The 26,377-nt window shown below is 73.8% G+C and carries 21 protein-coding genes; 11 read left to right on the forward strand and 10 right to left on the reverse strand.

The genetic code is table 11. The features are described from left to right. The 6 genes from EDJALFJO_RS18495 to EDJALFJO_RS18520 all read right to left on the reverse strand — a co-directional run. Positions 1–747 (reverse strand): hypothetical protein (locus tag EDJALFJO_RS18495; protein ID WP_158220480.1); only part of this gene is annotated, 747 nt, incomplete at its 3' end. A gap of 96 nt (positions 748–843) precedes the next feature. After that, positions 844–1,566: a PIG-L deacetylase family protein gene (locus EDJALFJO_RS18500; protein WP_198950429.1), complete on the reverse strand. Its 723-nt coding sequence runs from the start codon at positions 1,564–1,566 to the stop codon at positions 844–846. An 86-nt stretch (positions 1,567–1,652) separates the two neighbouring features. Beyond that, the gene (gene sigJ / locus EDJALFJO_RS18505) at positions 1,653–2,543 is read right to left on the reverse strand and encodes an RNA polymerase sigma factor SigJ (protein WP_088287796.1); all 891 of its coding nucleotides are present in this window, start codon (positions 2,541–2,543) and stop codon (positions 1,653–1,655) included. Then, complete coding sequence (locus EDJALFJO_RS18510; protein ID WP_088287797.1) at positions 2,540–3,319, reverse strand: SDR family oxidoreductase; 780 nt, start codon at positions 3,317–3,319, stop codon at positions 2,540–2,542. The genes sigJ and EDJALFJO_RS18510 overlap by 4 nt, the downstream gene beginning before the upstream one ends. Positions 3,320–3,371: 52 nt before the next feature. Further along, positions 3,372–3,860, reverse strand: a complete 489-nt coding sequence (locus tag EDJALFJO_RS18515; RefSeq protein WP_088287798.1) for a cupin domain-containing protein — start codon at positions 3,858–3,860, stop codon at positions 3,372–3,374. 14 nt (positions 3,861–3,874) lie between these two features. Continuing rightward, the gene (locus EDJALFJO_RS18520; protein ID WP_198950430.1) at positions 3,875–5,215 is read right to left on the reverse strand and encodes a GAF domain-containing protein; all 1,341 of its coding nucleotides are present in this window, start codon (positions 5,213–5,215) and stop codon (positions 3,875–3,877) included. 270 nt (positions 5,216–5,485) lie between these two features. On the opposite strand from EDJALFJO_RS18520, the gene EDJALFJO_RS18525 reads away from it, so the two are divergent. Continuing rightward, the gene (locus EDJALFJO_RS18525; protein ID WP_088287799.1) at positions 5,486–6,025 is read left to right on the forward strand and encodes a hypothetical protein; all 540 of its coding nucleotides are present in this window, start codon (positions 5,486–5,488) and stop codon (positions 6,023–6,025) included. A 28-nt stretch (positions 6,026–6,053) separates the two neighbouring features. Here the strand turns inward: EDJALFJO_RS18525 and EDJALFJO_RS18530 are convergent, their stop codons facing one another. Then, a complete protein-coding gene (locus EDJALFJO_RS18530; protein WP_088287800.1) occupies positions 6,054–6,659 on the reverse strand; it encodes a hypothetical protein in 606 nt (201 codons plus the stop codon). 132 nt (positions 6,660–6,791) lie between these two features. Then, positions 6,792–7,694, reverse strand: a complete 903-nt coding sequence (locus tag EDJALFJO_RS18535; RefSeq protein WP_198950431.1) for an alpha/beta fold hydrolase — start codon at positions 7,692–7,694, stop codon at positions 6,792–6,794. Positions 7,695–7,816: 122 nt separating this feature from the next. On the opposite strand from EDJALFJO_RS18535, the gene pcrA reads away from it, so the two are divergent. From pcrA to EDJALFJO_RS18560, 5 genes are all read left to right on the forward strand, one after another. Further along, positions 7,817–10,351: a DNA helicase PcrA gene (pcrA, locus tag EDJALFJO_RS18540; protein ID WP_088287844.1), complete on the forward strand. Its 2,535-nt coding sequence runs from the start codon at positions 7,817–7,819 to the stop codon at positions 10,349–10,351. 360 nt (positions 10,352–10,711) lie between these two features. Next, positions 10,712–13,048, forward strand: coding sequence for a hypothetical protein (locus EDJALFJO_RS18545; RefSeq protein WP_088287801.1), 2,337 nt, complete (start codon positions 10,712–10,714; stop codon positions 13,046–13,048). Positions 13,049–13,405: 357 nt separating this feature from the next. Then, positions 13,406–15,664: a hypothetical protein gene (locus EDJALFJO_RS18550; RefSeq protein WP_088287802.1), complete on the forward strand. Its 2,259-nt coding sequence runs from the start codon at positions 13,406–13,408 to the stop codon at positions 15,662–15,664. Positions 15,665–15,799: 135 nt separating this feature from the next. Continuing rightward, a complete protein-coding gene (locus EDJALFJO_RS18555; protein ID WP_088287803.1) occupies positions 15,800–16,150 on the forward strand; it encodes a PadR family transcriptional regulator in 351 nt (116 codons plus the stop codon). Further along, positions 16,147–16,824, forward strand: a complete 678-nt coding sequence (locus EDJALFJO_RS18560; RefSeq protein WP_088287804.1) for a hypothetical protein — start codon at positions 16,147–16,149, stop codon at positions 16,822–16,824. Before EDJALFJO_RS18555 ends, EDJALFJO_RS18560 begins: the two co-directional genes overlap by 4 nt. A gap of 28 nt (positions 16,825–16,852) precedes the next feature. On the opposite strand, the gene EDJALFJO_RS18565 is transcribed toward EDJALFJO_RS18560, so the two are convergent. Next, positions 16,853–17,824, reverse strand: a complete 972-nt coding sequence (locus EDJALFJO_RS18565; protein ID WP_088287805.1) for an alpha/beta fold hydrolase — start codon at positions 17,822–17,824, stop codon at positions 16,853–16,855. A gap of 388 nt (positions 17,825–18,212) precedes the next feature. Here EDJALFJO_RS18565 and EDJALFJO_RS18570 point away from each other — a divergent pair, with 388 nt between their 5' ends. The 3 genes from EDJALFJO_RS18570 to sucD all read left to right on the forward strand — a co-directional run bounded on the left by EDJALFJO_RS18570 (position 18,213) and on the right by sucD (position 20,869). After that, on the forward strand, positions 18,213–18,611 hold the full coding sequence (locus EDJALFJO_RS18570; protein WP_088287806.1) for a cobalamin B12-binding domain-containing protein: 399 nt from the start codon (positions 18,213–18,215) through the stop codon (positions 18,609–18,611). Positions 18,612–18,770: 159 nt separating this feature from the next. After that, a complete protein-coding gene (gene sucC / locus EDJALFJO_RS18575; RefSeq protein ID WP_088287807.1) occupies positions 18,771–19,976 on the forward strand; it encodes an ADP-forming succinate--CoA ligase subunit beta in 1,206 nt (401 codons plus the stop codon). Positions 19,977–19,978: 2 nt separating this feature from the next. After that, complete coding sequence (gene sucD, locus EDJALFJO_RS18580; protein WP_088287808.1) at positions 19,979–20,869, forward strand: succinate--CoA ligase subunit alpha; 891 nt, start codon at positions 19,979–19,981, stop codon at positions 20,867–20,869. A 104-nt stretch (positions 20,870–20,973) separates the two neighbouring features. On the opposite strand, the gene EDJALFJO_RS18585 is transcribed toward sucD, so the two are convergent. After that, positions 20,974–24,375 (reverse strand): hypothetical protein, encoded by a 3,402-nt coding sequence (locus EDJALFJO_RS18585; protein WP_088287809.1) that lies wholly within the window; start codon positions 24,373–24,375, stop codon positions 20,974–20,976. Between the two features lie 196 nt (positions 24,376–24,571). Between EDJALFJO_RS18585 and EDJALFJO_RS18590 the strand changes: the two genes are divergently transcribed. Beyond that, the gene (locus tag EDJALFJO_RS18590) at positions 24,572–25,333 is read left to right on the forward strand and encodes a GntR family transcriptional regulator (RefSeq protein WP_143448651.1); all 762 of its coding nucleotides are present in this window, start codon (positions 24,572–24,574) and stop codon (positions 25,331–25,333) included. Further along, on the forward strand, positions 25,330–26,346 hold the full coding sequence (locus EDJALFJO_RS18595; RefSeq protein WP_088287811.1) for an ADP-ribosylglycohydrolase family protein: 1,017 nt from the start codon (positions 25,330–25,332) through the stop codon (positions 26,344–26,346). The genes EDJALFJO_RS18590 and EDJALFJO_RS18595 overlap by 4 nt, the downstream gene beginning before the upstream one ends. Positions 26,347–26,377: the final 31 nt, after the last annotated feature.

The following is a 26,377-nucleotide window of genomic DNA, read 5'->3' on the forward strand; positions in this document are numbered from 1 at the left end:
GGTGGTGCTCGGGGAGGCGGTGCCCCCGGAGGTGGGCGGCGGGGAGGTGGCCGTGGACCCGGAGGTCGGGGTCGAGGTCGGGCCGGTGCCGTCACCGGACGGCACGAGGGCCAGGTAGTCGAGGTCGGCGTCGTCCACGGCGTTGGAGGAGGTCAGGCGGACCCGGACGGAGCCGTTCGAGGAGACGAACCGCGCGGCGGTACCCGGCACCGCGAACTCCAGCCGCCGCCAGGCTCCCCAGCCCGGCACCCCGGCGTTGCTGGCGACCTGCACCCAGGACCGGTCGTTCCTGTCCTCCAGGGACCAGGTCCAGCGCTGCTGCTCGGCGGCGGGGCCGCGGTACCCGACCACGAGGGTCAGCCTCGCCGAGGGATCGACGGTCCCGCTCTCGGGACGCAGGTCGAGGTACCCGTCGTAGGCGGTGCCGGCGGAGTGCCCGCCGTACTCCTGGTACCGCGCCCAGTCGTCCGCGCTGCCGGACTGGTCGAGCACCCGCAGCGCCGTGACGGAGCGCCGTGAGGACGTCCCGCTCAGGGTCACGCCGGAGACCGGCAGCAGCCGCGCGCCGGTGGTCGTGACCACGGCCGGGGCCGCGGCGCGCCCTGGTGCGGCGTCGGCGAGGGTCGAGGTCGTCCAGACGAGCGCGGCCGCGACCGCTGCCGTCGTCGCCCCGGCCGCGACCCGGGTGCGCCTGCTCCGGGACCGAGCCGGTCCCCGCTGCTGCCTGTCTGCTGTGGTGGTGTCCACCGGTCCGAGCCTCGTTCCGTCGTCGTCCGTCGCCTGGTCCAGGCCTTCCGTGGACACCCTGGCGACAGTCGCATGACGATCTGATGACGCGGGGGCTCAGCCGGTCGTGACGATCCGGAACGCCTCGGCGAGCCGGCCCGCGGGCAGTCCCGCGGCCTCGGCCGTGAAGGCCCCCCAGCTGCGGAGCATCGCCTCGAGGTCGTCGTGGTGGCTCGTCTGGCTCTTGTGCGCGTCGAGCGCCTCCAGCTTGCGGCCGAAGGTGTCGGTGATGTCGACGAAGTGGTCCGGCGACGGGTCGGCCATGAGCCAGACCTCCTTGACCGTCCACGGCTCCAGGCCCTCGTCGTCGAGGAGCTCGGGGTAGGCGAACGGGTTGCGGGCCGCCGGGTAGATGGCGCGGATCGACGCCTCGCCGGCGGCGAGGTGGTCCGGGTGGCTGGCCCCGATCCGGGCCCAGTTGCGCTCGGGGGACTGGATGAGCATCCGCTCGGGCCGGACCTGCCGGATCACCCGGACGATGTCGCGCTGCAGCTCGTGCGTCGGGTCGAGCCAGCCGTCCCGGTAGCCGTCGAGGAAGCGGACGTCCTCGACGCCGACCGCCGCGGCGGCCGCGCGCTGCTCGGCCTCGCGGATGCGCGGCATCTCCTCGCGCGGGGTGTCGTCGAACCCGCCCTGGTCGCCACGGGTGCACAGCAGGTAGGTCACGGCGAGGCCGGACGACGTCCAGCCGGCCGAGGTGCCCGCGGCACCGAAGTCGAGGTCGTCCGGGTGGGCGGCGACGCAGAGGATGCGGGAGACGTCGGAGTCGCTGAGAGGCACGAGGGCACTGTATGCGGCGACGGCCCGGGGACGCCGGTCCGGCGCCACCGCCGGGCGTGGCCGGCTACCGGGGCACTACCGGGGCACTACCGGGGCAGCTTGTCCGGGGCGAGGACGAGGTCGACCCGGGTCACCCGGCCGCCCCCGACGGTGAGCGCGGCCACGAGGAAGGTGACGCCGTCCCGGGTCGCGACGAAGCCCGGCCCGCCGTTGACGGTCGCGGGGCGCACGACGTCCCCCGCCCGGGCCTTGCGGCCGATCCCCAGCACGAACCGGGCCACGTCGTCGGCACCGCGCACCGGGCGCCGGGCCGCGCTGACGACCCCGCCGCCGTCGCTCGTGAGGACGGCGTCCGGGTCGAGGACGGCGACGAGCGCGGCGAGGTCGCCGCCGCCCGCCGCGGCGAGGAACGCCTCGGCGACCCGGCGCTGCTCCCGGCGGTCCACCTCGACCCGGGCCGCGCCCGACGCCACGTGCGCACGGGCCCGGACGGCGAGCTGGCGGACGGCGGCCGGCGTCCGCCCGACCGCCTGGGCGACGGCAGGGAAGGGCAGCCCGAACAGGTCGTGGAGCACCCACGCCGTGCGCTCGGCGGGGGTCAGCGCCTCCAGGACGACCATGAGCGCGTAGCTGACCCGCTCGTCGAGCGTGACCCGGTCGGCCGGGTCGGGCGCGGCGGCCGCCGGGTCGCCGCCGACGATCGGCTCGGGCAGCCACGGCCCGACGTAGGCCTCCCGCCGGACCCGGGCCGAGCGCAGGACGTCGAGCGCGCGCCGGGCGACGGCGACCGTGGCCCACGCCTCGACGTCCCGGACCGGGTCGCGGGCGTCGGCCGCGACGAGCGAGAGCCAGCAGTCGGCGACGACGTCCTCGGCCTCGGCGCGGCTGCCGAGGACGGCGTACGCGACCCCGGCGAGCCGGCCGCGCTGCGCGGCCCAGGCCCGGGCGAGCTCCTCGGTGCGCGGCTCGGACGTCATCGCGCCGCCCGCAGCCGCTGCGTCTCCCCGAGCGCCGCCAGGTACTCCTCGAACGTGCGCGTCCCGGCGTCGAAGGGTGCGGCCGGCACGAGCGCACCGCGGGCCGCGGCCCGCCCCGCGGCCCCCGGCAGCCGCACCGGCATGACGAGCGCGCGCCGTCCGGTCGCACGCAGGTAGCCGCGCACCATGTCGGCCAGGTGCATCGTCCGCGGGCCGGCGAACGGGGGCGCGTCGCCGCCGGGACCGGCAGCGACGAGGTCGGCGAGGCGGGCCGCGACCTCCTGCGCCGCAACGGGTCTGCTGAGCATCGACGGGACGGCGAGGACGGGTCCGCGGACGCCGCCGGCGTACTGCCCGGCGAACTCGTGGAACTGGGTGGCCCGCAGGACGGTCCACGGCACGGCGCCGGCGCGGACGACCTGCTCCTGCCGGCGCTTGCCCGCGTAGTAGCCGAGGTCGACGTCGTCGATGCCGACGATCGAGAGGACGACGAGGTGACCGGCACCGGCCCGGCGCGCCGCGGCCACGAGGTGCGTCGTCGCGGCGTCGAAGAACCCCTCCGCGACGGCGCGCCGCGTCGTCGTGACGTTCGAGACGTCGACGACCGCGGTGCACCCGTCGAGCGCGGCGCCCAGGCCGGCCCCGGTCGTCAGGTCGACGCCGGTCGAGCGGGCGAGCACGACCGGCTCGTCCCCGCGCTCGCGCAGTGCCGCCACGACGAGCCGCCCGACGAGGCCGGTGCCGCCGGCGACCGCGATCTTCCCCGGAGATGTCATGGCACCAGGACGATCCGGCGGCGTCGGGTGTGACATCGGGCCGGGCGACCGCTCAGAGCCAGTGGTTGTCGTGCCGCAGGAAGAAGTCGAGCCGCTCGTCGTCCGTCATCGCCTCGCGCCGGGCGGCGTCCGCGAGCACCTCGAAGTACTCCTCGCGCGGTGCCCCCGGCGTGAAGAGCAGGAGCATCGACGCGGGCTCGCCGGACTCGTTGCGGAACGCGTGGACGCCGCCGATCGGCACGTGCAGGAAGTCGCCCGGGACCGCGTCGAGCCAGCGCCCGCCGTCGAAGAGCCGGACCGTGCCGGCGAGCACGTAGAAGGACTCGGTGAGCGACCGGTGGAAGTGCGGGCCGGGGCCGCTGGGCCCCGGGCCCATGTCCCAGCGGTAGAGACCGAACGCGCCGCCGGTGGCGGCGGCCGTCGCGAGGTAGGCCGCGCCGCCGCCGGCGGCGTTGTCGACGTCGCGCGGCGCGTCGTGCGGGCGCAGCCACGCGGTCGTCTCGCCGCGGACGCCCTGGTAGCGCACGGGTGGGTAGGACATGCCGGCAGCCTGCGTCAGCCCTCGTCCGCCGCACCCTCGGCCGCGCCGTCGGCGCGCGCGGCGCGCAGCCGGCGCACGCCCGGGGACGACGAGAAGGCGAGAAGGTCCTGCGGCCGCCGCGGCCAGCGGATGTCGAGGTCGACCCACTCGGCGAACCGGTACGGCTTGTGGTCGAGCACGCCGCCGAGGTTTCGGCGCAGCCGGGAGAGCTCGGCGCGCACCGTGACGGTCCGCGCGGAGTCGGCGAAGAGGTCGTGCGCGAGCTCGCTCGCCGTCCGGCCCTCGGGGTGGGCCGCGAGCAGCAGGAGCAGCTCGGCGTGCCGGGGGCTCAGCGATTGCTCCCACGCGCCGCTCGGGCCGTCGATGACCAGGCGCCACTGCCGCGTGCCGCGGACGTCGAGGACCACGGTCGTCGTGGCGGGCGCGCCGGCCGGTGCGCCGTCCTCGATCCGGACCAGCCAGCCGCCCGGGACCGGCTCGAGCCGGCAGGGGCCGAACGACGGCAGCCAGGTGCGCTCGTCGTCGACCTTGTCGGGGAGCAGCACCCGGTCGACCGGGGCGACGCCCGCCGCGGCGGCGAGCCAGCCGTGCCGGTCGGTGACGAGGGCCCGGCCCTCGATCCGGGCGAGCATCGGCGCGGCGACCGCGCGCAGCCGCACCAGCTCGGCCTGGTGCTCGGTGTGCAGGCGCTGCTCGGCGAGCCGGGCCACGGCGTCGACCAGCGCGAGGGTGCTCGCGTGCACGGTGGCGGCCGGCCCGCTCACGTCGACGACGCCGAGCAGCCGTCCGGTCCGCGGGTCGTGGACAGGGGCCGCCGCGCACGTCCACGAGTGGTGGGACCGCACGTAGTGCTCCGCCGAGTAGACCTGGACCGGACGCCGCGCGACGAGCGCGGTCCCGATCGCGTTCGTGCCGACGGCGCCCTCGTCCCACGCCGCGCCCTCGACGAACCCGAGGCCGTCGGCCCGGCGGCGGACGGCGCTGCTGCCGTCCCGCCAGAGGATCCGGCCGCCCGCGTCGACGACGACCATGATGTGCAGCGCCTCGTCGGCGATGCTCACGAGCCCGCCGCGCAGGGTCTGCAGCGCAGGCAGGAACCCGCTCGCCTCGCGGCGGGCCTCGAGGTCCTCGCGGCCCAGCGGCTCCGGCGCGCTGCCGTGACCGTCCGGGTCGAGGCCGCTCGTCTGCACCCGGCGCCACGAGTCCTCGATGACCGGTCGCGGCGCGCCCGGCACCCGTCGGCCGGGGGTGCGGGCGCCCGCGACGGCGGCGTCGTGCAGGCGCGACAGCGTGCGCGCGTGCGCCCGCGGGTCGGTGCCCACGGGCACGGCGCTCTCCAGCCGCGCGGCCTGCACCGGGCGTCACCTCCACCTCGAGGGGAGCACCAGTGTGACCCGGGACACGACGCGACGTAACCCCCGGGGACCGACCAACCCCGGGCTGCCACCCCACCCTGCCGACCGGCCCGCCGGACGACGAGGGTTGCCGGAGGTTGCAGCCGCCCGTACCCCCGGTCGTCACAAGAGCGCTCCCATGACCGACACGCCGCGCTCGGCGGGCGTTCAGGTGTTCTGCGGTACGCCACAAGATCGCGGGCCGTCGGACGGTCGCGGCAGACTGCTCCCGTGACCGTCGCCTCGCTCCTGCTCCTCGCGGCCGTGTCCGCGCTGGCGCTCGGCCTGTACCGCGAGCTGCCGCCCGTGCGCCGCAAGCGGGCCCGGGCGCTCATCGCCCTCGTCGTCGCCGTCGTGCTCCTCGGAACGGCCGGCGCGCTCGCCTGGGTCGCACCGGCGGTCACCGGGTGGGTCGCGGAGGCTGCCGTCGCGCTCGCCGTCCTCGCCGGCGCGACCGCGGGCGGGCCGGTCGCCACGGCGCTGCTCCGCCTGGCGACCAACCCCGGCGCGGCCCCCGGCACCCCGAGCCCGGCCGACCCGACGCTGCTGCACGGCGGGGCGTGGATCGGCGTCCTCGAGCGGCTCGCCGTGACGTCGTCCGTGCTCCTCGGCTGGCCCGAGGGGGTCGCGGTCGTGCTCGCCGTCAAGGGCCTGGGCCGCTACCCCGAGCTGCGGGCACCGGCCGCCGCCGAGCGCTTCATCATCGGCACCTTCGGCAGCGTCCTGTGGGCGGTCGCCTGCGCGGGCGCGGGCTGGGCACTGCTGCACTGACGGCACCTGCCGGGTGCATGTCGCGGGGTCAGCCCCGGGCGGCCTCGTCGAGCAGCCGCGCGGCGGCCGGCCGGGCGGCCCGCTCCTGCGGCCACAGCCCGGCCGCGAGCCGCTGGCCGACGGCCTGCCGGGACACCTCGAGCTTGGCCGCCGCCTCGCTGACCGTGAGCCCGCCGCTCACGAGGTCGACCGCCTCCCAGGCGGGCCCGCTGCGCCGCGCGACCGCTGCGGCGAGCAGCCCGAGGACGCCGTCCGCGTCGTGTGCGACGTCCTCGCGCACCCCGCGGACGGCGACGTGGTCGGGGCTGCGCTTGGCGGCGTCGACGGCCGCCCGGGCGAGTGTGAACGCCGTTCCGTGGGCGGCCCGGGTCGAGCGCGGCAGCGGCTCGTCGACGGGGCCGGCCCCGATCCCGACATGCCAGACGCCCTGCCGGACGAGGTCGAGGACGACCGCGACGACCGACGACGCGTCGTCGAGGACGCCCTGGAACTCGTCCCCCGCCGTGCGCTCGAAAGTGAGGACGGGCGGGCGGACGCCAGGCGTCCCGGCGAGGTGCTCGAGCCGTGCCAGCGCGGCGTCGACCCGGTCGACGGTACGCCGGCTGTGTCGCTGGTCCACGGTGAGGACGAACATGCGTCAAGTCTGAACCCTTGCATCGCCCGACGCAAGCCTGATGACTTTCCACTGACCATCCCCTGCAGTTACTAGCGCGTACGACCCAGTAAGTGGGTCATACGCGCTAGTAACTTGGGGATGGGTGGGTGGTCAGAGGCTGGGCAGCAGCTCGTCGAGGACCTCGCCGACCTTGCCGACGGCGATCGACAGGTGGCCCTCGTCGGGGAGCAGGTGCGCCCGGGCGGCGGGGATCCGCTGCGCGAGCCAGGCGCCGTGCGCGGCGGGGACCATGAGGTCGACCCCGCCCTGCCAGACCGAGACCGGGCAGCGCAGGTCGTCGAGCGAGAAGCCCCAGTCGGTGCAGAAGGCGAGGTCGTCCTCCAGCCAGCCCTGGATGCCGGGGGCGAGCGCGTGCTCGATGCTCTCGACGAGCTCGCCCGCGAGCGCGGAGCCGGTGACGATCGCGACATCGACGGGCGGCAGCAGGGACGACCAGCTCTGCGCGAGCAGCTCGGGCGTGAGGTCGGCGAGCCCGGCGCGCTGCTCCTCGAGATAGGACCGCAGCGCACCCTCGCCGGTGAGCGCGGCGCCGAACTCGTCGATGTTGTCCTGGCCCATGCCGGCGAGGAAGTCGAGACCGTCCGCGCCGTACGGGCCGACGCCGGCGATCGAGGCCACCGCGGCGACCCGGTCGCCGAGCAGCGCGGCCGTCGCGAGCGCGTGCGGGCCGCCGCCGGAGGTGCCCATGACGACGACCCGGCCCACCCCGAGCGCGTCGAGGACGGCGGCGACGTCCGCGGCGACGGCGGCGACGTCCCGGCCGGGGGCGGGGGACGACGTGCTGTAGCCGGCGCGGGTCGGCGCGACGAGCCGGACGCCGCGCGCAGCTGCGGCCGCCCGCGTGGTCCCGGCCGGTCGGCCCCACGACGGCGTCCCGTGCAGGTCGACGGCGACCGGCGCGTCGTCCGGGGTCGTCGACCAGTTCACGAGGTGCACCTCGAGGACGCCGCCGTCCTCGAGCTCGACCATCCGCTGGGTCACGTCGTCCGTCATGCGGCAGACCGTATCCCTCGCCGGGGGCCCGGGGGTGCGTCTCGGGCGGGCTGTGGACGACGCGTCGACCGACCTGTGGACGATCCGAACACCTGTCCGGTCGGCGCCGTAGGGTGGAACCGGTGAGCACGCTCTTCGACGACCTGCCTCTGCCCGGCCTCGGCGACTCCGCGCCCTCGGTCCGTGGCGGCTCCGGCGCGCCCGTCGCCGCGGTGCGCGGGGCGCACCCGCTGCCGGGGCTCGTGCCGGTCGAGCCGGGGGACGACGGCGGGCCGTCCGCGCCGTCCCCGGGGGCCAAGCGCGCCGAGGAGCTGCTCGACGGGCTCAACCCGCAGCAGCGCGAGGCCGTCCTGCACGCCGGGTCGCCGCTGCTCATCGTCGCCGGTGCCGGCTCGGGCAAGACCCGCGTGCTCACCCACCGGATCGCCTACCTGCTCGCGGCGCGCGGCGTCCGGCCGGGCCAGGTGCTCGCGATCACGTTCACGAACAAGGCCGCGGCCGAGATGCGCGAGCGGGTCGCTGCGCTCGTCGGCCCGCGCGCGGCGACGATGTGGGTGTCGACGTTCCACTCGGCGTGCGTGCGGATCCTGCGCCGGGAGGCGACCCGGGTCGGCCTGCGGAGCAACTTCTCGATCTACGACGCGGCGGACAGCCAGCGGCTCATGTCCCTCGTGTGCCGCGAGCTCGACCTCGACCCCAAGCGGTTCCCGCCGCGCTCGTTCAGCCACCAGGTGAGCAACCTCAAGAACGAGCTCGTCGACGAGGAGACCTACGCGGCGACGGCGTCCGACGGGCCCGGCACCGAGAAGGTCCTCGCCCAGGCGTACACGGCGTACCAGCAGCGGCTGCGCCAGGCGAACGCCATGGACTTCGACGACCTCATCATGACGACGGTCAACATCCTCCAGGCCTTCCCGGACGTCGCCGCCTACTACCGGCGGAGGTTCCGGCACGTGCTCGTCGACGAGTACCAGGACACCAACCACGCCCAGTACGTGCTCGTCCGCGAGCTCGTCGGCGGGTCGTTGTCCCAGGTCATGCGCGAGAGCGAGCGGGCCGAGCGGTTCACCGCGGACGGCGAGCCGGTCCGGCCCGACGGCTCGAGGGCGGCGTCCGAGCTGCCCCCGGAGGACGTCCCGCCGGCCGAGCTCACGGTCGTCGGCGACGCCGACCAGTCGATCTACGCCTTCCGCGGCGCGACGATCCGCAACATCGCCGAGTTCGAGAACGACTACCCGAGCGCCCGCACGATCATGCTCGAGCAGAACTACCGCTCGACCCAGACGATCCTCACGGCCGCCAACGCCGTCATCGAGCGCAACCCGGACCGCAAGCCGAAGCGGCTGTGGACCAGCGCCGGCGCCGGGGCGAAGATCATCGGCTACGTCGCCGACCACGAGCACGACGAGGCGTCGTTCATCGCCGAGGAGATCGACCGGCTCACCGACACCGAGGGCGTCCGGCCCGGGGACGTCGCCGTCTTCTACCGGACGAACGCGCAGTCCCGCGCGCTCGAGGAGGTGTTCGTCCGGGTCGGCCTGCCGTACAAGGTCGTCGGCGGCACCCGGTTCTACGAGCGCCGCGAGGTCAAGGACGCTCTCGCCTACCTGCGGGTGCTCGCGAACCCGGACGACGCCGTCAACCTGCGGCGGATCCTCAACGTGCCCAAGCGGGGCATCGGCGACCGCGCCGAGGCCTGCGTCGCGGCGCTCGCCGACCGGGAGCGGATCTCCTTCAACGCCGCGCTCGTGCGTGCCGACGAGGCGCCGGGCATCGCGACCCGGTCGCTCACGTGCATCCAGGGCTTCAACGCCCTCGTCGAGGAGCTGCGCACCCTCGTCGAGGCCGGCTCCGGGCCGGCGACGGTGCTCGAGGCCGTGCTCGAGCAGACCGGCTACCTCGCGGAGCTGCGCGCGAGCCACGACCCGCAGGACGAGTCGCGGATCGAGAACCTCGCCGAGCTCGTCGCCGTCGCGCAGGAGTACGAGGCCGCGAACCCGCAGGGCTCGCTGACGGACTTCCTCGAGCAGGTCTCGCTCGTCGCCGACTCCGACGAGGTGCCGGACGAGGCCGTCGCGGACGGCGCGGAGCGGCAGGACGGCGCCCCCCAGGTCGACCAGGGCGTCGTCACGCTCATGACCCTGCACACCGCGAAGGGCCTGGAGTTCCCGGTCGTCTTCCTCACCGGCCTCGAGGACGGCACGTTCCCGCACATGCGTTCGCTCGGCGACCCCGCCGAGCTCGCCGAGGAGCGGCGCCTCGCGTACGTCGGGATCACCCGGGCCCGGGAGCGGCTCTACGTGTCGCGCGCCGCCGTCCGCAGCGCCTGGGGCCAGCCGAGCTACAACCCGGCGAGCCGCTTCCTCGAGGAGGTGCCGCGCGACCTGCTCGACTGGCGCCGCTCCGACTCGACGATGATGCGGCCGTCGTCCACGCCCGCGGTCGCCCGGCTCGCCGAGCGGCCCGGGGTCCGGTCGCCGGGCAACCGGGAGATCGTCCACCTCGAGCCGGGGGACCGGGTCACCCACGACACGTTCGGCATGGGGACGGTCGTCGAGGTCGAGGGCACGGGGGACAAGACCGTCGCGAAGGTCGACTTCCGCGACCAGGGCGTCAAGCGGCTGCTCCTGAGGTACGCACCCGTCGAGAAGCTCTGACTCCTACGCGGCGTGAAATGCACCCGCGATTCGTCACGCCGCGTAGTCATCCGGCCGACCCGTTGGCTCTCTGGCATGCCATCGACTTGACATTCCCTTGACGTGAGGGCGTTCCGCAGGCCGTGGATACAGCCCGATTTACCGTGACATCACGTCATCATTCATCGGCGAGATCCACCGTTCCCCGGATCCGCGACCCCCTCAATTTAGGGGTCTCTTATCCTCCGTCCGGAGGTGCCTGACCGGCACTGTCGGTGACCACCCTGGATGCAGGGGGTCGAGCGAAGGCGACTCTCCGTCGTTGTGGCAGGGGCTGCGAAGTGTCCGGCCTTCGCGTGATCCACTCGGGGAGCTACTGACATGCGCAACGCTGACCTGCGCGCGCGCCTGACGCGCGCCGTCCACGACCGGCGGCACCGCCGCCTCCTGCTGTCCGCCGTCCGGGCTCCCGGTGCGTCGCCGGCCGGCCGCCGGCGCACCACGGCTGCCCTCGCGGTGGCCGCGCTCGTCGGCTCCGGGATGGCCGCGGCCGGTGCCCTCGCGCCGCCGCCCGCGCACGACGGGGGGACGAAGGGGCTGGCGAAGGTCGGCCCGATCGACCCGGCCAACGGGTTCCCCATCTGGTACAAGGACACGAACGGCGTCCGGCTCGAGCTGTGCACGGACCCCGACGACCAGTTCTGCATCATGGGCGACCTGCCGAACCCGGGTGACCCGGTGGTCTTCCCGACGAACTTCCCCGACGAGGCGTTCTGGTCCGTCGGCGACTCGGCGATCGACCTCGGCAACGGCAACGACGCCCTGCTCGTCACGGCTGTCGAGGCCGCCTTCGGCAGCGCGGACGGCCTTCCCGCCCCGAAGCAGCAGATGAGCTTCGGCCGGGTCCGCACGCGTATCGAGGGCCTGACGGCGGGCGCCACGTACACGGTCACGCACCCGTACGGCGTGGACACCCACGTCGCCGAGGACGCCGTGCGCGGCGTCAACGTCACCGAGGATGTCGGCAACCTCGTCTGGGACGGCGTCTTCGACCAGACGCTCGCCAGCCGGCCGGCGCCGTTCCTGAAGTGGACGGACGACGCCCCGGCAGCTCCCGAGGGCTACCTCGGCGACCCGGCCGTCCCGCACAAGGTCACCGGCAGCCCGTACGGCACCAACGTCTTCCGCATCGAGGGCCCGGCCGGCTCGTTCCCGGCGTCGCCCGACCAGTGCGCCGACATCGCGCTCGGCGCCAGCGACCAGACCCGGGACGACTGCGTCGAGACCGACCTGTTCACCGTGCAGGGCAAGATCGCGACGAAGATCGGCGCCCAGATCACCAAGGCGTCGTACACCGAGTCCGGCGGCGACCTCTACCTCGACGTCTTCGCGACGTCGGAGCCCGGTCAGACCCTGACGGTCGGCGGCAGTGGCCTGGTGACGACGACGATGCGCGGCTCGTCGGGCGGCGAGTACTTCGCGCGGGTCAAGGTCGGCGCCGGCGGCGTCCCCGCCATCACCCTGACCAACGTGTCCGACACCCCGGACACGACGAGCTCGCTGAACGCCGACCAGATCGGGGACTCCGTCCACGTCTCGAGCGCGGTGTACGACGCGACGGCCCAGACCCTGACGGTGGTGGCGGCGTCCGGCGGGCCCGGGGCGAACCTCAGCCTCGTCGGGCAGCCGGGCGCGACCCTGGCCGTCGCCGGCGACAACGTCCACACGTTCACCGTCGACGCGCTGCCGGCGCCGCCGGCCGAGGTCGTCGTCCGGTCCGACAAGGGCGGTCTCGACACGGACGACGTCCTCGTCGTCGGCGGGGTCAACGTCCCGACCGCGGTCGACGCGGTGATCACCGCACTGAAGACGTCGCTGCGGCTCGGCGAGGGCGTCGTGGTCGACAGCAGCGCCTCGACCGGTGACGTCGTCACCGCGGAGTGGAAGGCCCTGAAGAACTCCGGCAACGTCGACGTCTCCGCGCTGCTCACCGGCGCCGGCCCGACCCGGACGTTCACCCCGACCGAGACCGGCACGTTCACGGTGTCCCTGACCCTCACCGGCCCGGGCAGCGGGAACTCCGACACGGCGTCGATCACCTTCCAGGTGACCGATCCGCAGGTCGTGCCGATCGCGAGGGCCGGCGCGGACCGCACGCTCGTCGAACCCCTGTCGACCGTCACGCTCGACGGTGGGGCGTCCACCCCGGCCGGCGCGACCTACCTGTGGGCGATCGACACGGTCGCCCCGCAGGGGACCCCCGTCCCGGCGCTCACCGGCGCGACGACGGCGACCCCGTCGTTCGTCCTGCCGCTCGCGCCGGACCCGGCGGCCCCGGTGACGGTCGTGCTCAGCCTCGTCGTCGCCGACAACGGGGTCGCGTCGGCACCGGACGGCGTCACGGTGACGAGCGCCCCCGACGGGCTCACGCTGGGCTCTGCGCAGTGGCGGACGAGCTCGAACGAGTGGCGGGTGCGCGGGGACTCGACGTACTGCGGCCAGAAGAACCTCGTGACCGTCTACTACAACCCGCCGAACGGTCCGCAGGTGGAGCTCGGCAGCGTCGTCCCGGTGGCGGCGGCCGGTGTCTGCGGCTGGGACTTCCGGCTCCGGAACGCCCCGGCCGGCAAGCGGGCGGTCAACGGCGGCGACGGGACGATCACCGTCCGGTCGCGGCTCGGCGGTCTGCTCGACCGGCAGGTGTTCTCGGCGCGCTGAGCCACCCGCCGGTCGGACGACGGCCCGGTGCCCCGGTCGGGGTGCCGGGCCGTCGTGCGGCGATGCCCGCCGGACCGATCGCCACGCAACGTGCCCGCGTGGCGCCGAACGCGTTAGTTCGCTCGCGCGAAATCACGCAGAGTGCGGGAATGTATCCCCCCGATGGGTCCACCGCACGATGGGCCACATGGAGTAGTCGCAGGTCCCATGCCCTATCGGAGGCCCGTTTCTCCACCGTTCGGCGGGTCCGTGACCCCGCCGGAGGTCGCAGGGTGGATCACGGCCGGGGCGACGGCCGCCGGTCGGGATGCGTTGTCCCGCCGGCCAGACCGCCACCTCGGAACGGGGACCACCTCCATGACCATGCTGCCCACCTTCTCGCTGCGGCGCGTACCCGCCGATGCCCGGCGCCGGTCGCTCGTGGCGGCCGGCGCGGTGCTCGCGCTCGCCGGCTCGGGCGTCGTCGCGGCCTACGCCGTGACCCCGCCGCCGGCCCACAACGCCAACACCGTCGGCCTCAAGGAGGTCGGCCCGATCGACGAGGACAACGGCTTCCCGCTCTGGTACAAGGACACGAACAACGTCCGGCTCGAGCTGTGCCTGGACCCGAGCGACACCAACTGCATCATGGGTGACGTCCCGGACCCGCAGTCGCCGGTGAGCTTCCCCGACAACTTCCCCGACGAGGCCTTCTGGTCCGCGGCCGAGGCCTCCCTCGACGCCGGTGGTGGCGAGAAGGCGCTGCTCGTCACGGCGGTCGAGGCCGCCTTCGGCTCCGCCGACGGCCTGCCCGCCGACAAGCAGCAGATCAGCTTCGGTCGCATCCGGGTCCGCGCCGCGGGCCTCGTCGACGACGCGACGTACACGGTCACCCACCCGTACGGCAAGGACACCGCGGTCGCCGAGGCCGGCGCCGTCAAGGGCATCAACGTCACCGAGGACGTCGGCAGCCTCGTCTGGGACGGCGTCTTCGACACCACCCTCGGCAGCCGCCCCGGTCCGTTCCTCAAGTGGGACCCGGACATCGCCCCGGCCGCGCCGGCGGGCTACCTCGGCGACGTCACCGTCGGGCACGAGGTCGTCGGCAGCCCCTTCAACACCAACGTCTTCCGGATCGAGGGGCCGCCCGGCTCCTTCACCGGCTCCGCCGACCTCTGCGCGGACGCGACGCTCGGCGCCGACAACACGGCGACCGACGACTGCATCGAGACCGACCAGTTCTTCGTGCAGGGCAAGATCGCGACCCGGGCCGGGATCCAGGTGACCCAGGCCAGCTACCGCGACACCGGGAGCTCCGGCGACAAGTACATCGACATCTTCGCGAAGTCCGAGTCGGGCCAGACGCTCGTCGTCTCCGGCAGCGGCGTCTCGCAGACGGTCATGCGTGCGACCGGCGGCAAGTACTTCGCCCGGGTCAAGGTCAGCGGCACGCCACCGACCGACCTCGCCGTGACGAACACGACCGACACGCCGGACACCGTCGACCACGTCGAGCCCGCGCAGTTCGGCGACAAGGTCCACATCGAGAGCGCGATCTACGACGTCGACGCCAAGCGCATCACGGTGAAGGCGGACAGCGGGGACGGCGGCGCGACGCTCAAGCTCTCCGCGTACCCGGACGTCGTGGCGACGATCGGTGGCTCGAACAACGCCAGGACGTTCACGGTGAACAACGTCGACGCGCCCCCGTCCGAGGTCGTCGTCACCTCCGACAAGGGTGGCTTCGACACCGACGACGTCATCATCAACGGCAACGACCTGCCGTCGGCTCAGGTGGTCGCCGACCTCACGGCGACGACGACGGACATCCCGATCAACCAGGCCCTCAACCTCGACGCCACGGCGACCCAGGGCACGGTGACCTCGTCGACCTGGACGGTCACCCGCAACGGCGACCCGGTGGCCGGGGTGCTGAGCCCGTCGGGCCTGCTGTCGCGGACGTTCACCGCATCGCAGGACGGCGTCTACGAGGTGACCCTCACCGTCGTCGGGCCCGGCAACGGCAACACGGACACCGAGACGCTGACCATCCACGTGGCCGCCGGTCAGACCCTGCCGCAGGCCAATGCGGGCGACGACCAGATCGGGATCGTGCCGACGTCGGTCGTCACGCTCAACGGGTCGCAGTCGGCGTTCGCGTCGTCGTACCTGTGGACCGTGTTCAGCGGGACGGGCATCACGTTGAACTCCCCGACGACGGCGAACGCGACGTTCACCGTGCCGGCGTCGACGACCCCGTCCACCTGGGTGCTCCGGCTCACGGTGACCAACACGGCCGGGACGTCGACGGACGACGTGACGGTGACCAGCAACCCCGACGACCTCACAGGCATCACCGCCACGTACAAGGCGGGCGGGGCCGAGTGGCGGGTCCGCGGCGGTGCCGAGCACTGCTCGGCGAACAACACCGTCACGGTGAAGTGGAACAAGCCGGGTGCCGCGCCGATCACGCTCGGCTCGGCGACCCCGGCCGCGGATCTCGGGGTGTGCAGCTGGGACTTCCGGCTGAAGAACACCCCGTCGGGGATGCGCCCGTCGGCGAACTCCCTCGGCACCGTCACGGTGACGTCGGTGCTCGGCGGCCAGGTGCTCAACCAGACGTTCCAGCTGCTGTGACCGTCTGACCACCGGTTCCACCCGGCAGGCCCGGTCCCCGCGAGGGGACCGGGCCTGCCGGCTTTTGCCGACCGCCCTCGGACTGAACATTGCCTGGTACTAGACAAAGCCAGGTACTAGGCATAATCTCAAGACATGTCCGGTCACGATGCGCAGATGCTCAAAGGGGTGCTCTCGCTGCTCCTGCTCGAGCTGTGCGCCCAGCAGGAGGACTACGGGTACGCGCTCGTCGTCCGGCTCCAGGGCCTCGGCTTCCCCGAGCTCGCGGAGGGCACGGTCTACCCGGCGCTCTCCCGGCTCGAGTCGCAGGGCCTGCTCGAGGCCCGCCTCGTCCGGTCGGCCTCGGGGCCGGCCCGCAAGTACTACACGCCGACGGCCGCGGGGGCCGCCGAGCGGGTACGGGCACGCCAGGCCTGGGACGCGCTCGTCGTCGCCGTGGCCGCCGTCCGTACCGATTCCGTGCGCACCCAGGAGGTTCCGACATGAGCACCGCTCTCAGCACTCTCGCCGCCACCGCGGCGCAGGCGGCGTCCGGCAGCGTCGAGATCGGCGGCATCTTCTCGGACGTCGTCTTCGTGGTCTTCGTCCTCACTGCCATCGCCGGCACCGTGCTGGCGATCGCCCGGCCCTGGGAGCTGCTCGGCGGCCGGTTCGTCGACAAGATCCGGGTCGGCGAGGCGGTGAGCAGCTACGACTTCTGGCTCGGCCTGCGCGGCGTCACCTCGCGGCGCCGCCGCGAGCTGCGCGCGGAGCTGCGCGCGAACCTCTGGGATGCGACCCAGCGGGTCGGTGCCAAGGAGGCGATCGCCGCCGTCGGGCCGCTGCGCACGCTCGCGTACGACAGCGTCCCCGAGCGCACGGGCCCGCGCTGGGGCTACGGCGTGGCCGCGGGGTTCGTGGCGCTCCAGTTCTTCCTCATGGGGCAGGTCCTGCTGACCACCGTCGTCGTCGACACGGCGGAGGCCGCCCATGCGTCCCGCTTGGACGTCGCCGTCACGCTCGTCCCGGGGATGACCGTGCAGTACGAGGACACTGTGGCCGGCGGGTTCTCCTTCGGCGCCAGCTTCGGGCCGGCCTGCCTCGTCGTGGGTCTCGTGACGTTCGTCCTGGTCTCGCAGCCGTGGCGGCTCCTGCACCGCCGGTCCGCCGTCCCCGCCTGAGACCAGGGGATCGCCTGGGACCAGCGGATCAGCGGCCAGCGGCGATCGGCGTGACCCCGGCGTGCAGCGTCGTCCCGTCGGGGTCGAGCTGGCCGAGCAGCGTCGAGATGCCGTGGACGACGTCCCCGTCGATGGGGATCGACATGTGGCCCCGGCCCCGGACGAGGACGTTGCGGACGGCGAGGTCCGGGTGCTCGAGGCGGCCGTTCTCGTGGGGCAGGACCATCTGGTCGAGGTCGGACCAGTAGGCGACGAAGCGGGTGCGGCAGCCGGGGGCCGGCTCGGCGAGCTCGGCGTAGAAGTCGCTGCCGGGGGAGAGCTGGCGGCACAGCTCCACCGGCACGAGGCGGGCGGGCAGGGTGCCCTCGTGCGGCGTCCCGAGGGTCACGAGGGTGTGGACCCGCTCGTCGCCGCCGAGCCGCTGCACGTAGTAGCGCGCGATGAGCCCGCCGAGGCTGTGGCCGACGACGTGGATCCGCTCGTAGCCGGTCCGTGCGACGAGCTCCTCGACGGCGCCGGAGAGGTCGCGCGCCGCGAGCCGGACGTCGTTCGTCATCGGCGAGTAGTTCAGGGAGACCACCCGGCGGAAGCCGCGGCGGCGCAGCCGGCGCCGCAGCACGGTGAAGATCGCCCGGTTGTCGACCATCCCGTGGATGAGCAGGATCGGCGTCCCGGCCGCCTCGACGTCCCCGACGACCATGCCGCGGGCCGCCGGGTCGAGACCGCCCAGGTGGTAGCGGTCGTGGTCGCGCGGCCGCTCCCGGAGCAGGCCCCACGGGTACATCGCGAGGTGGGCGGCGCCCCAGGACGCCTCCAGGGCCACGCCGCGCAGGCCGTGCGGGGTGAGCAGGGCCCCGAGGTCGCCCGCGAGGGCGCGCACGGTGTGCCGGACGGAGGCCTGCGGGCCGGACGCCGGCCGCTCGGGGCCGGTCAGGTCCGGGACGGCGGCGAGCGCGGCGGAGCCGGTGGTGCCGGGGCCACGCCCGCGTCGTGCCGCCATCGGACCTCCTCGTCCGTCGCCCGGTGCCCGCAGCGCCTGCGCGACACCGGTTTTCGCAGTGTGCGGTGTGAGGTCGGCCACGCGCCAGACCCCACGCTGGCGAACCGCCGTCCGGGCACCCGTGACGCCGGGTGACCGGGCCTCCCACCCCGGGCAGGATCACCCGGTTTGGCCGACTTCATCGGGTGAGACGACCCGATCCTGAGGTGAACGGCGCCGCGTGACCCGTTCGGGCCGCCCGGGGGACGCCGTCCGGCCCGCCGCCGGGAGCCGCACCGGGCCGTCCAGGCGGCCCCGGAGGGCGGCGGCGGGGACCGCCGTCCCGGGGGCGCCTCCGCAGGGCTGGTCTACCCTGCGACCACGCCCGCACGTCACTCAGGAGGAAGCCATGGCGCCCGTCCGGATCGTCGTCGCCAAGCCCGGCCTCGACGGGCACGACCGCGGTGCGAAGGTCGTCGCCCGGGCGCTGCGCGACGCCGGCATGGAGGTCGTCTACACCGGCCTCCACCAGACCCCCGAGCAGATCGTCGACGCGGCCGTCCAGGAGGACGCCGACGCCGTGGGCCTGTCCGTGCTCTCCGGCGCGCACCTCACGCTCTTCCAGCGGGTCGTCGAGCTGCTGCGCGAGCGCGACGCGGCCGACATCGTCGTCTTCGGCGGCGGAATCATCCCCGAGGCCGACATCCCCGAGCTCGAGCGGATCGGCGTCGCGAAGGTCTTCACCCCCGGCGCGTCGATGCGCGACATCGTCGAGTGGGTGCGGGCGAACGTCGGTCAGACCGTCTGACGGGTCCGTACCGTCCGACGCGTCCGGCCCGCCGTTCGTCCCGCCGTCCGGCGCCGATCGGCGCCACGTGATCGGGCACACGCCGACCGCGCGAAGATCGTCCCTTGTGTGGGGCTAGGGTTTCCTCGACCCTCCCGGCCCCGACGTTGAGGACGGCACGTGGACCTGTTCGAGTACCAGGCGCGCGACATGTTCGCCGCGCACGGCGTCCCGGTGCTTGACGCCGTGGTCGCCACCACCCCCGAAGAAGCGCGCGCAGGCGCCGAGGCGATCGGCGGCGGCACCGTCGTCGTCAAGGCCCAGGTGAAGACCGGCGGCCGCGGCAAGGCCGGCGGCGTCAAGCTCGCGCACAGCCCCGAGGAGGCCGCCGCCAAGGCCGGCGAGATCCTCGGCATGGACATCAAGGGCCACACGGTCCACCGCGTCATGGTGGCCCAGGGCGCGAAGATCGCCGAGGAGTACTACTTCTCGGTGCTCCTCGACCGGGCCAACCGCACGTACCTCGCCATGGCGTCCAAGGAGGGCGGCATGGAGATCGAGCAGCTCGCCGTCGAGCGCCCGGACGCCCTCGCGAAGATCCCGGTCGACGCGATCACCGGCATCGACGCGGCGAAGGCCGCAGAGATCGTCGACGCGGCGGGCTTCGCGGACGACGTCAAGGCCGCGGTCGCGGACGTGATCGTCAAGCTCTGGGGCGTCTTCCAGGCCGAGGACGCGACGCTCGTCGAGGTCAACCCGCTCGTGAAGACCGAGGACGGCGCGATCATCGCGCTCGACGGCAAGGTCACGCTCGACGGGAACGCCGGCTTCCGGCACCCCGACCACGCGGCCCTCGAGGACGTCGCGGCGGCGGACCCGCTGGAGCAGGCGGCCAAGGAGAAGGGCCTCAACTACGTCAAGCTCGACGGCGAGGTCGGCATCATCGGCAACGGCGCGGGGCTCGTCATGAGCACGCTCGACGTCGTCGCCTACGCCGGTGAGGAGTTCGGCGGCGTCAAGCCCGCGAACTTCCTCGACATCGGCGGCGGCGCGAGCGCCGAGGTCATGGCGAACGGGCTCGAGATCATCCTCGGCGACGTGCAGGTCAAGAGCGTGTTCGTCAACGTCTTCGGTGGCATCACCGCGTGCGACGCGGTGGCCAACGGCATCCTCCAGGCCTTCAAGATCCTCGAGGAGAACGGCACCCCGGTGACCAAGCCGCTCGTCGTCCGGCTCGACGGCAACAACGCCGAGCTCGGCCAGGAGATCCTCGACGACTTCGCGAAGACCCTGCCCGCGGGCGCCATCACCCGCGAGGACACCATGGACGGTGCTGCCCGCGCGGCGGCCGAGCTGGCCGCCGGCGGCCAGGGACAGGGGGCCTGAGCATGTCGATCTGGCTCAACCACGACAGCAAGGTCATCGTCCAGGGCATGACCGGCTCCGAGGGCCGCAAGCACACCCAGCGGATGATCAACTCGGGCACGAACATCGTCGCCGGCGTCACGCCCGGCAAGGGCGGCAAGGGCCAGGAGTTCAACGACCGGGTCGTCAAGCCGGTCTTCAACTCCGTGCAGGAGGCCGTGGCGCAGACCGGTGCCGACGTCTCGGTCATCTTCGTGCCGGCCAAGGGCACGAAGTCGGCCGTCTACGAGGCCGTCGACGCGGGCGTGCCGCTCGTCGTCGTCATCACCGAGGGCGTCCCGGTGCACGACACCGCGAACTTCTTCCAGTACGCCAAGAACAAGGGCACGACGCGCATCATCGGCCCGAACTGCCCCGGCCTCATCACGCCCGGCCGCTCGAACGTCGGCATCATCCCGGCGAACATCACCAAGCACGGCCCGATCGGCCTGGTGAGCAAGTCCGGCACGCTGACCTACCAGCTCATGTACGAGCTGCGGGACATCGGCTTCTCGACGAACGTCGGCATCGGCGGCGACCCGGTCATCGGGACGACGCACATCGACTGCCTCGAGGCGTTCGAGAAGGACGACGAGACCAAGGCGATCGTCATGATCGGCGAGATCGGCGGCGACGCCGAGGAGCGCGCGGCGGCGTACATCAAGGAGCACGTGACGAAGCCGGTCGTCGGCTACGTCGCGGGCTTCACGGCCCCCGAGGGCAAGACGATGGGCCACGCCGGCGCCATCGTCTCCGGCTCCTCGGGCACCGCGCAGGCGAAGAAGGAGGCCCTCGAGGCCGCGGGCGTCAAGGTCGGCAAGACGCCGTCCGAGACCGCCCGCCTCATGCGCGAGATCATGGCCCAGCTCGGCTGATCCGCACGACCCGCACCACCCCGCTCATGCTCGCGGCGGGTACCGGTCACGGCCCCTCCCGGGGCTCGGAACGGTATCCGCCGTGAGCATGACGGGTTTTGTGGCTAGCTCAGCGGGGCGCTGCCGGCGGTGCCGACCAGCTGCTCGCGGAACTCCGGGCTCGCCAGACGTGCCGCCTCCGCGCGGGCCGCCTCGACCCGGGCCGGCATGTCGAGGCGGGCCGTCGGCTCCTCGTTGCCCGGGGTGGAGACGAACTTCTCGATCGCCGCGAGACCCGCGCCCGCGCGGGCCGCGGCCGCGGCCTGCTTGGCGTCCAGCCGCTGCGCGTACCAGTCCGAGGCGAGGACCGACTCGCGGGTGAACAGGGCGCGGAACTCCGGCGACTCCAGTCCCCAGCCCTGCGCGCTGTGCCCGTCGGCCATGATCTCCAGCAGGGCGCGCAGGGGCGGGACGGCGAGGTCGACGGTGCCGTCCTTGAAGTACGACCGCGCGACCCGCTCGTGCGTCATGACGATCGTCGCGACGGACTCGGCGAAGACACCGACGTCCTGGAGTTCGGGGCGGAGCATCTCCGGGGTGAAGATGACCTCCGGGTGCAGGAAGATCCGGCCGAAGTACTTCGTGGCGAGCCGGTCGGTCATCCGGTAGCCGAGCCGGCTCGCGGCGACGTGGACGCCCTCGTGCTCGAAGTCCGTGAGCTTCTCCAGCGCGCCGTCCTCGAGGAGCCGGCGCGCGTCCCGCTCGGCCGGGGTCATCCGGGAGAACAGCTCCGGCACGAGCAGCGAGAAGTCGTGGTCGACGCGCACGTGCGGCCCGACGTACCCGGCCGCGGACACCCAGCCGTCGTGCCCGGTGAGCACGTAGGACAGCAACGACGCGTTGAGGTCGATGACGGCCGGCATCGCGTTGAACGGGCCCTTGGTGAGCGCGCCCTCGGAGCCGGCGCCCGTCGTCGACGGCGACTTGCCCGTCATCGACGAGATGAACTCCATGAAGAGCTCGGGGAGCTCCATCCAGTGCAGCGGGCCGTACGCGCACAGCGGCGGCACCCCGGCGTCCGGCGGGTTGTTCCGCCGCCCGGCCGCGACGACGTCGACCGGCTGCAGCAGCGGCGCGCCCGACGGCACCCGGCGCACGAGTCGCGCGGACAGGTCCGCGACGGCAGTGGCCCGGGCGTTCGTCCGGTCCGGGCGCTGCTGGAGGTAGCGCGGGTTCTTCGACGGCTTGCCGTCGACGATCCGCGGGTTCGCCGACGTGACGAAGAACGTCGGGCCGGTGCCCTCGGGGGCGTCGGCGAAGCCGCTGATCATCGCGGCCATCGGCTCGGTGAAGGCGCTGAACGCCACGGCGTCGTCCCGCATGACGACCGCGTCGTCCCGGGTCAGCGGCGCGAAGTTCGACAGGAACGTGCCGCCGCCGGCGATGTCGCGCTCGGCCTGCTTGTCGTAGCCGCGGTGGATCGCGTCGTCCGGGCGCTGGAAGAGCAGGTCCTCGCAGTTCTCGACGAGCTTGTACGACCGCGCCGGGTCCATGCCGAGCATGCTGCCCGGGACCACCGTCGAGGCGGTGATGTCGTCCTGGGTCTGCACCTTCACCGCGGGCGCGAAGTCGTGCCGCAGGCTGAACAGCCGCCACGACCCGTCGGTGTTGTAGCCGACCCGCAGCATGTTCACGGTGACCTTGGCGCCGTCCAGCCGCAGCGAGTTGCCCGGTCGCCCGTCGAGTGCCGCGACGCTGAAGTGGCTGCGCCAGTCGTCGCCCCACTCGGGGCGGTAGGAGCGCTTGACGACGTAGACGAGCTCCTTGACGTACGGCGGGACCCGCTCGAGCCAGGCGTTGTAGTCGGGCCGGTACTCCGACCGGGACGGCGTGAGCAGCTTGATGACGGAGCCGATCGAGCGCTCCTGCGACAGGACCGACCGGGTGTCGACGTCGTTGCGGGCCGGGTCCAGGAACCGCTTGGAGAAGTCGCGCTCGAGGATCGCCGCGACCGAGTCCATGTCCGCCTCGAAGTTCGCGACGAACGCCGAGCCGGGGATGAACGCGTCGGTGATCGCCTTGGAGATCTCCGACTTGCCGCCGCCGGAGACCGTCGCCGGCTTGTGGCAGGACGTCGCGGTCGGGACGGTGCCGGTGAGGCTCCAGACCGTGCGGTCGTGCGGCTCCTGGGAGACCTCGACGCGGTAGCCGTTCGGGCTGAGGTAGGCCTTGTCGGCACGCAGCGGGATCGACCGGCGCTCGCCGTCGGGGTGGGCGTCGGGGTCGGTCCACGTCACCGTCATCGTGCCGAGCGAGTAGTGCGCACCGCCCGGCACGAGGACGATGTGCGGCTGCTGCAGGTCGAGCGCGTGACCCTCCGGCTGCGCGACGAAGCGCTCCGGGTCGCGGGCCACCACGTCGGCGAGCAGGTAGTCCTGCCCGCACGCGGTCTCGGTGTGGTCCTGGCCGAGGTTGTAGCTGGCGAACACCAGCGCACCGCCCGCGTGCTCCTCCTCGGCGTTGCCGAACAGGTTGGCGGAGTAGGAGATCTGGGTCTTGATCTCCTTCTTGCAGTAACCGAAGTAGGTGTCGGCGATGACCGTGACGATGACGCCGCGGGCGTCCCGGGCGCAGATCTTGAAGGCCTTGCCGCCGTTGTAGAGCTCTTCGTCCTGCTCCCAGCACATGCCGTCGCGCTGCTGCCGGTCGGTCGCGTCGGCGGCGTGCGGCAGGCCGAGCTCCTTCTTCGTGACCCGGGTCAGGTGCGGGGCGAGGATGACGCAGCCGGTGTGGCCGGTCCACGTCTCGGGGGCGAGCGAGGCGTCGTTCTCGGGCAGGTACGGGTCGCCGCCGTTGCCGAAGATGCCCTCGACGAAGTCGAGGTTGGCGACGAGGCCGCCGGGCACGATGAACCGGGTCTCCATCCGCTTCTCGCGCACCGAGCCGGGGACCTCCGGCGAGACGAGCGGGCGCAGGTGCAGCGAGACGAAGCACGCCGCGGGCTCGGGCTGGTTCGCGGTGTACGGCAGGACCTTGTCGACCTCGGGCGCCTCGAACGCGCGCGCCAGGAGCCGGGCGTACGCGAGCTTGGGCACGGCGATCTTGTCGTCGGGGATGGGCAGGCCGCCCTCGGCGACGTGGAAGACGCCGGCCGTCGTCCGCCGGTCGTTGACCGGGTTGTGCAGCACGCCGTTGACGAGGCGGTAGCTGCTGAGCAGGGGCGAGATGAAGCTGTCGCCGTCGAACGGCAGGGACAGGTCGCGGGCCAGGCCCGCCTCGTCCAGGACGAGCGTGCGGCGTGGCAGCCGGGGCTGCTCCCCGGTGTCGGCGAGGTAGTCGTCGAGGAAGGCCTGGATCCGGCCGTCGGCGGCGCACAGCCGGTCGGCGAGCCGGCGGCTGAGCTCGCGCTGGCGGGCGAGGATCGGGCGGGAGAGGCGCGCGGCCTCGGTGCTCTCGAAGCCCTCGGGAAGGGGCAGGCCGAGCTGGGCCAGACGGATGTTGATGGCGGCGTTCTGACTCTGGGGCACACATCATTGTCGGCGCGGGCAGTGCCCGGGGCCGGGACCTCCGCCGGAGTTGACACGTTGTTCATATGGTCCACGTGCTCCGCGCTCCTCCGCGCATGCCGCACCCCTAGCCGCTCATGCTCGCGGTGGGTACCGTTCGAGGCCTCGTGACGGCCTGTTCCCGGTACCCGGCGCGAGCACGAGCGGAGGGGTGCCGATGAGCGGAGCGCGGGTGCCGAGGGCTCCCGCGCTGACCGGGGCGGCGCCGGCGCACGTCGAGATCGAGCGGTGGCTCGTCGCGGCGATCGGACGGCGCGAGCTCGGCGCCGGGGACCGGCTGCCGCCCGAGGCCGAGCTCGCGGCGCGGATCGGCGTGAGCCGGATGACGCTGCGCCAGGCGCTCGGCCGGCTCGAGGCACGCGGGGTCATCACCCGCCGCCCCGGCCGGCAGGGCGGCACGTTCGTCGCCGAGCCACGGATCGACGTCGAGCTCACCGGCTGGGCGGGCTTCACCGCCGAGCTGCGCAGGGCGCACGTGCGCGCCGGGGCCCGGGTCGTCGTCGCCCGCACCGTGCCCGCGCCGCCGGACGTCGCCGCGGCGCTCTCGCTGGCGCGCGGGGAGACGGTGCACGAGGTGGCCCGGGTGCGGTCGGCGCAGCGCCGCCCGGTCGCCCTCGAGCGCTCCTGGTTCCCGGCCGGGGTGCTGCCCGGGCTGCTCGACCACCGGCTCACCGGCTCGCTCTACGCTCTGCTGCACAAGGAGTTCGGCCACGCCCCGGCCACCGCGGAGGAGTTCGTCGACCCGGTCGCGGCGGACGCCGAGGCAGCTGTGCTGCTCGACGTCGCCGAGGGGCGCCCGCTCCTGCGGGTCGAGCGGACGGCCTTCACCGCCGCCGGGCTGGCCGTCGAGCACGCGCACGACCTGTTCCGGACCGACCGGGTGCGGCTCCACGTGCGCAGCGAGGTCGCCCCGGGATGAGCGACCGCGACGACCGGGTGGCCGGCGCCCTGCTCGGCGTCCACGCGGGGGACAGCCTCGGCGCCACCCTGGAGTTCATGGACTGGCAGGCGGTCCGGGAGCGCTACCCGGACGGCCTGCGCGAGATCGTCGGCGGCGGGGCCTTCGACTGGCCCGCCGGCGCGCCCACGGACGACACGGACCTGACCCGCGCCGTCCTCCTGGCGTACCTCGACACGGCGCGGGACCCGTCGGCCGTCGTCGTCCGCTGCGCCGCCGAGCACATGCTCGACTGGTTCGAGGGGCGCTGGCCCGGCCGCGTCGAGGGCACGACGCCCCGCGACGTCGGGGGCGCGACGGAGCGCGGGCTGTCGCGCTACCGCGAGTCCGGCGACCCGCTGCAGGCCGGCGCCGGCCGGGGCCAGGCCGGCAACGGCTCGCTCATGCGGTGCATCCCGACGGCCCTCTTCCAGCCGGACGTCGGCCTGCGCGCCCGGGAGGCGATGCTCGTCTCGGCGATCACGCACGACGACGCCCGCTGCACCGTCGCCTGCGCCGCCTACGTCGAGGTCGCCGCAGCGCTCGTCGACGGCGCGGCACCCGGTGCCGCGCTCGCCGCCGGGGAGGGCGTCGTCCGCGCGGTGGGCCCGACCGCGCAGGGGACGCCGCCGCAGCACGACGCGCGGGCCACCGACGAGGTGCTCGCGGCGATCGCCGCCGGGCGCGGTCTGCGGCTGCCGGACCTCGTCGCCCTCGGCCCGGACCAGGCCTTCCCCCGGTTCGGCGGGTACGTCCTCACCGCCCTGACGCTCGCCGTCGTCGCGCTGCTCGACCCGCGGCCGTTCGCCGAGGTGCTCGCGGACGTCGTCCGGCTCGGCGGGGACGCGGACACCAACGGTGCGATCGCGGGCGGTCTCCTCGGGGCCAGGGACGGCCTGGGGGCGCTGCCGGGGGCGTGGCTCGAGCGGCTCCACCTGCGGGACGAGTTCCTCGCCGCGGCCCGGACGCTGCAGGAGCCGCCCGCAGGCCCGTGACCCGACCGGGCCGGCGACCTTCGCCCCGGCC

The organism is Kineosporia sp. A_224 (assembly GCF_002198655.1).
In the GTDB taxonomy this organism is placed as follows: Bacteria; Actinomycetota; Actinomycetes; order Actinomycetales; family Kineosporiaceae; genus R-H-3.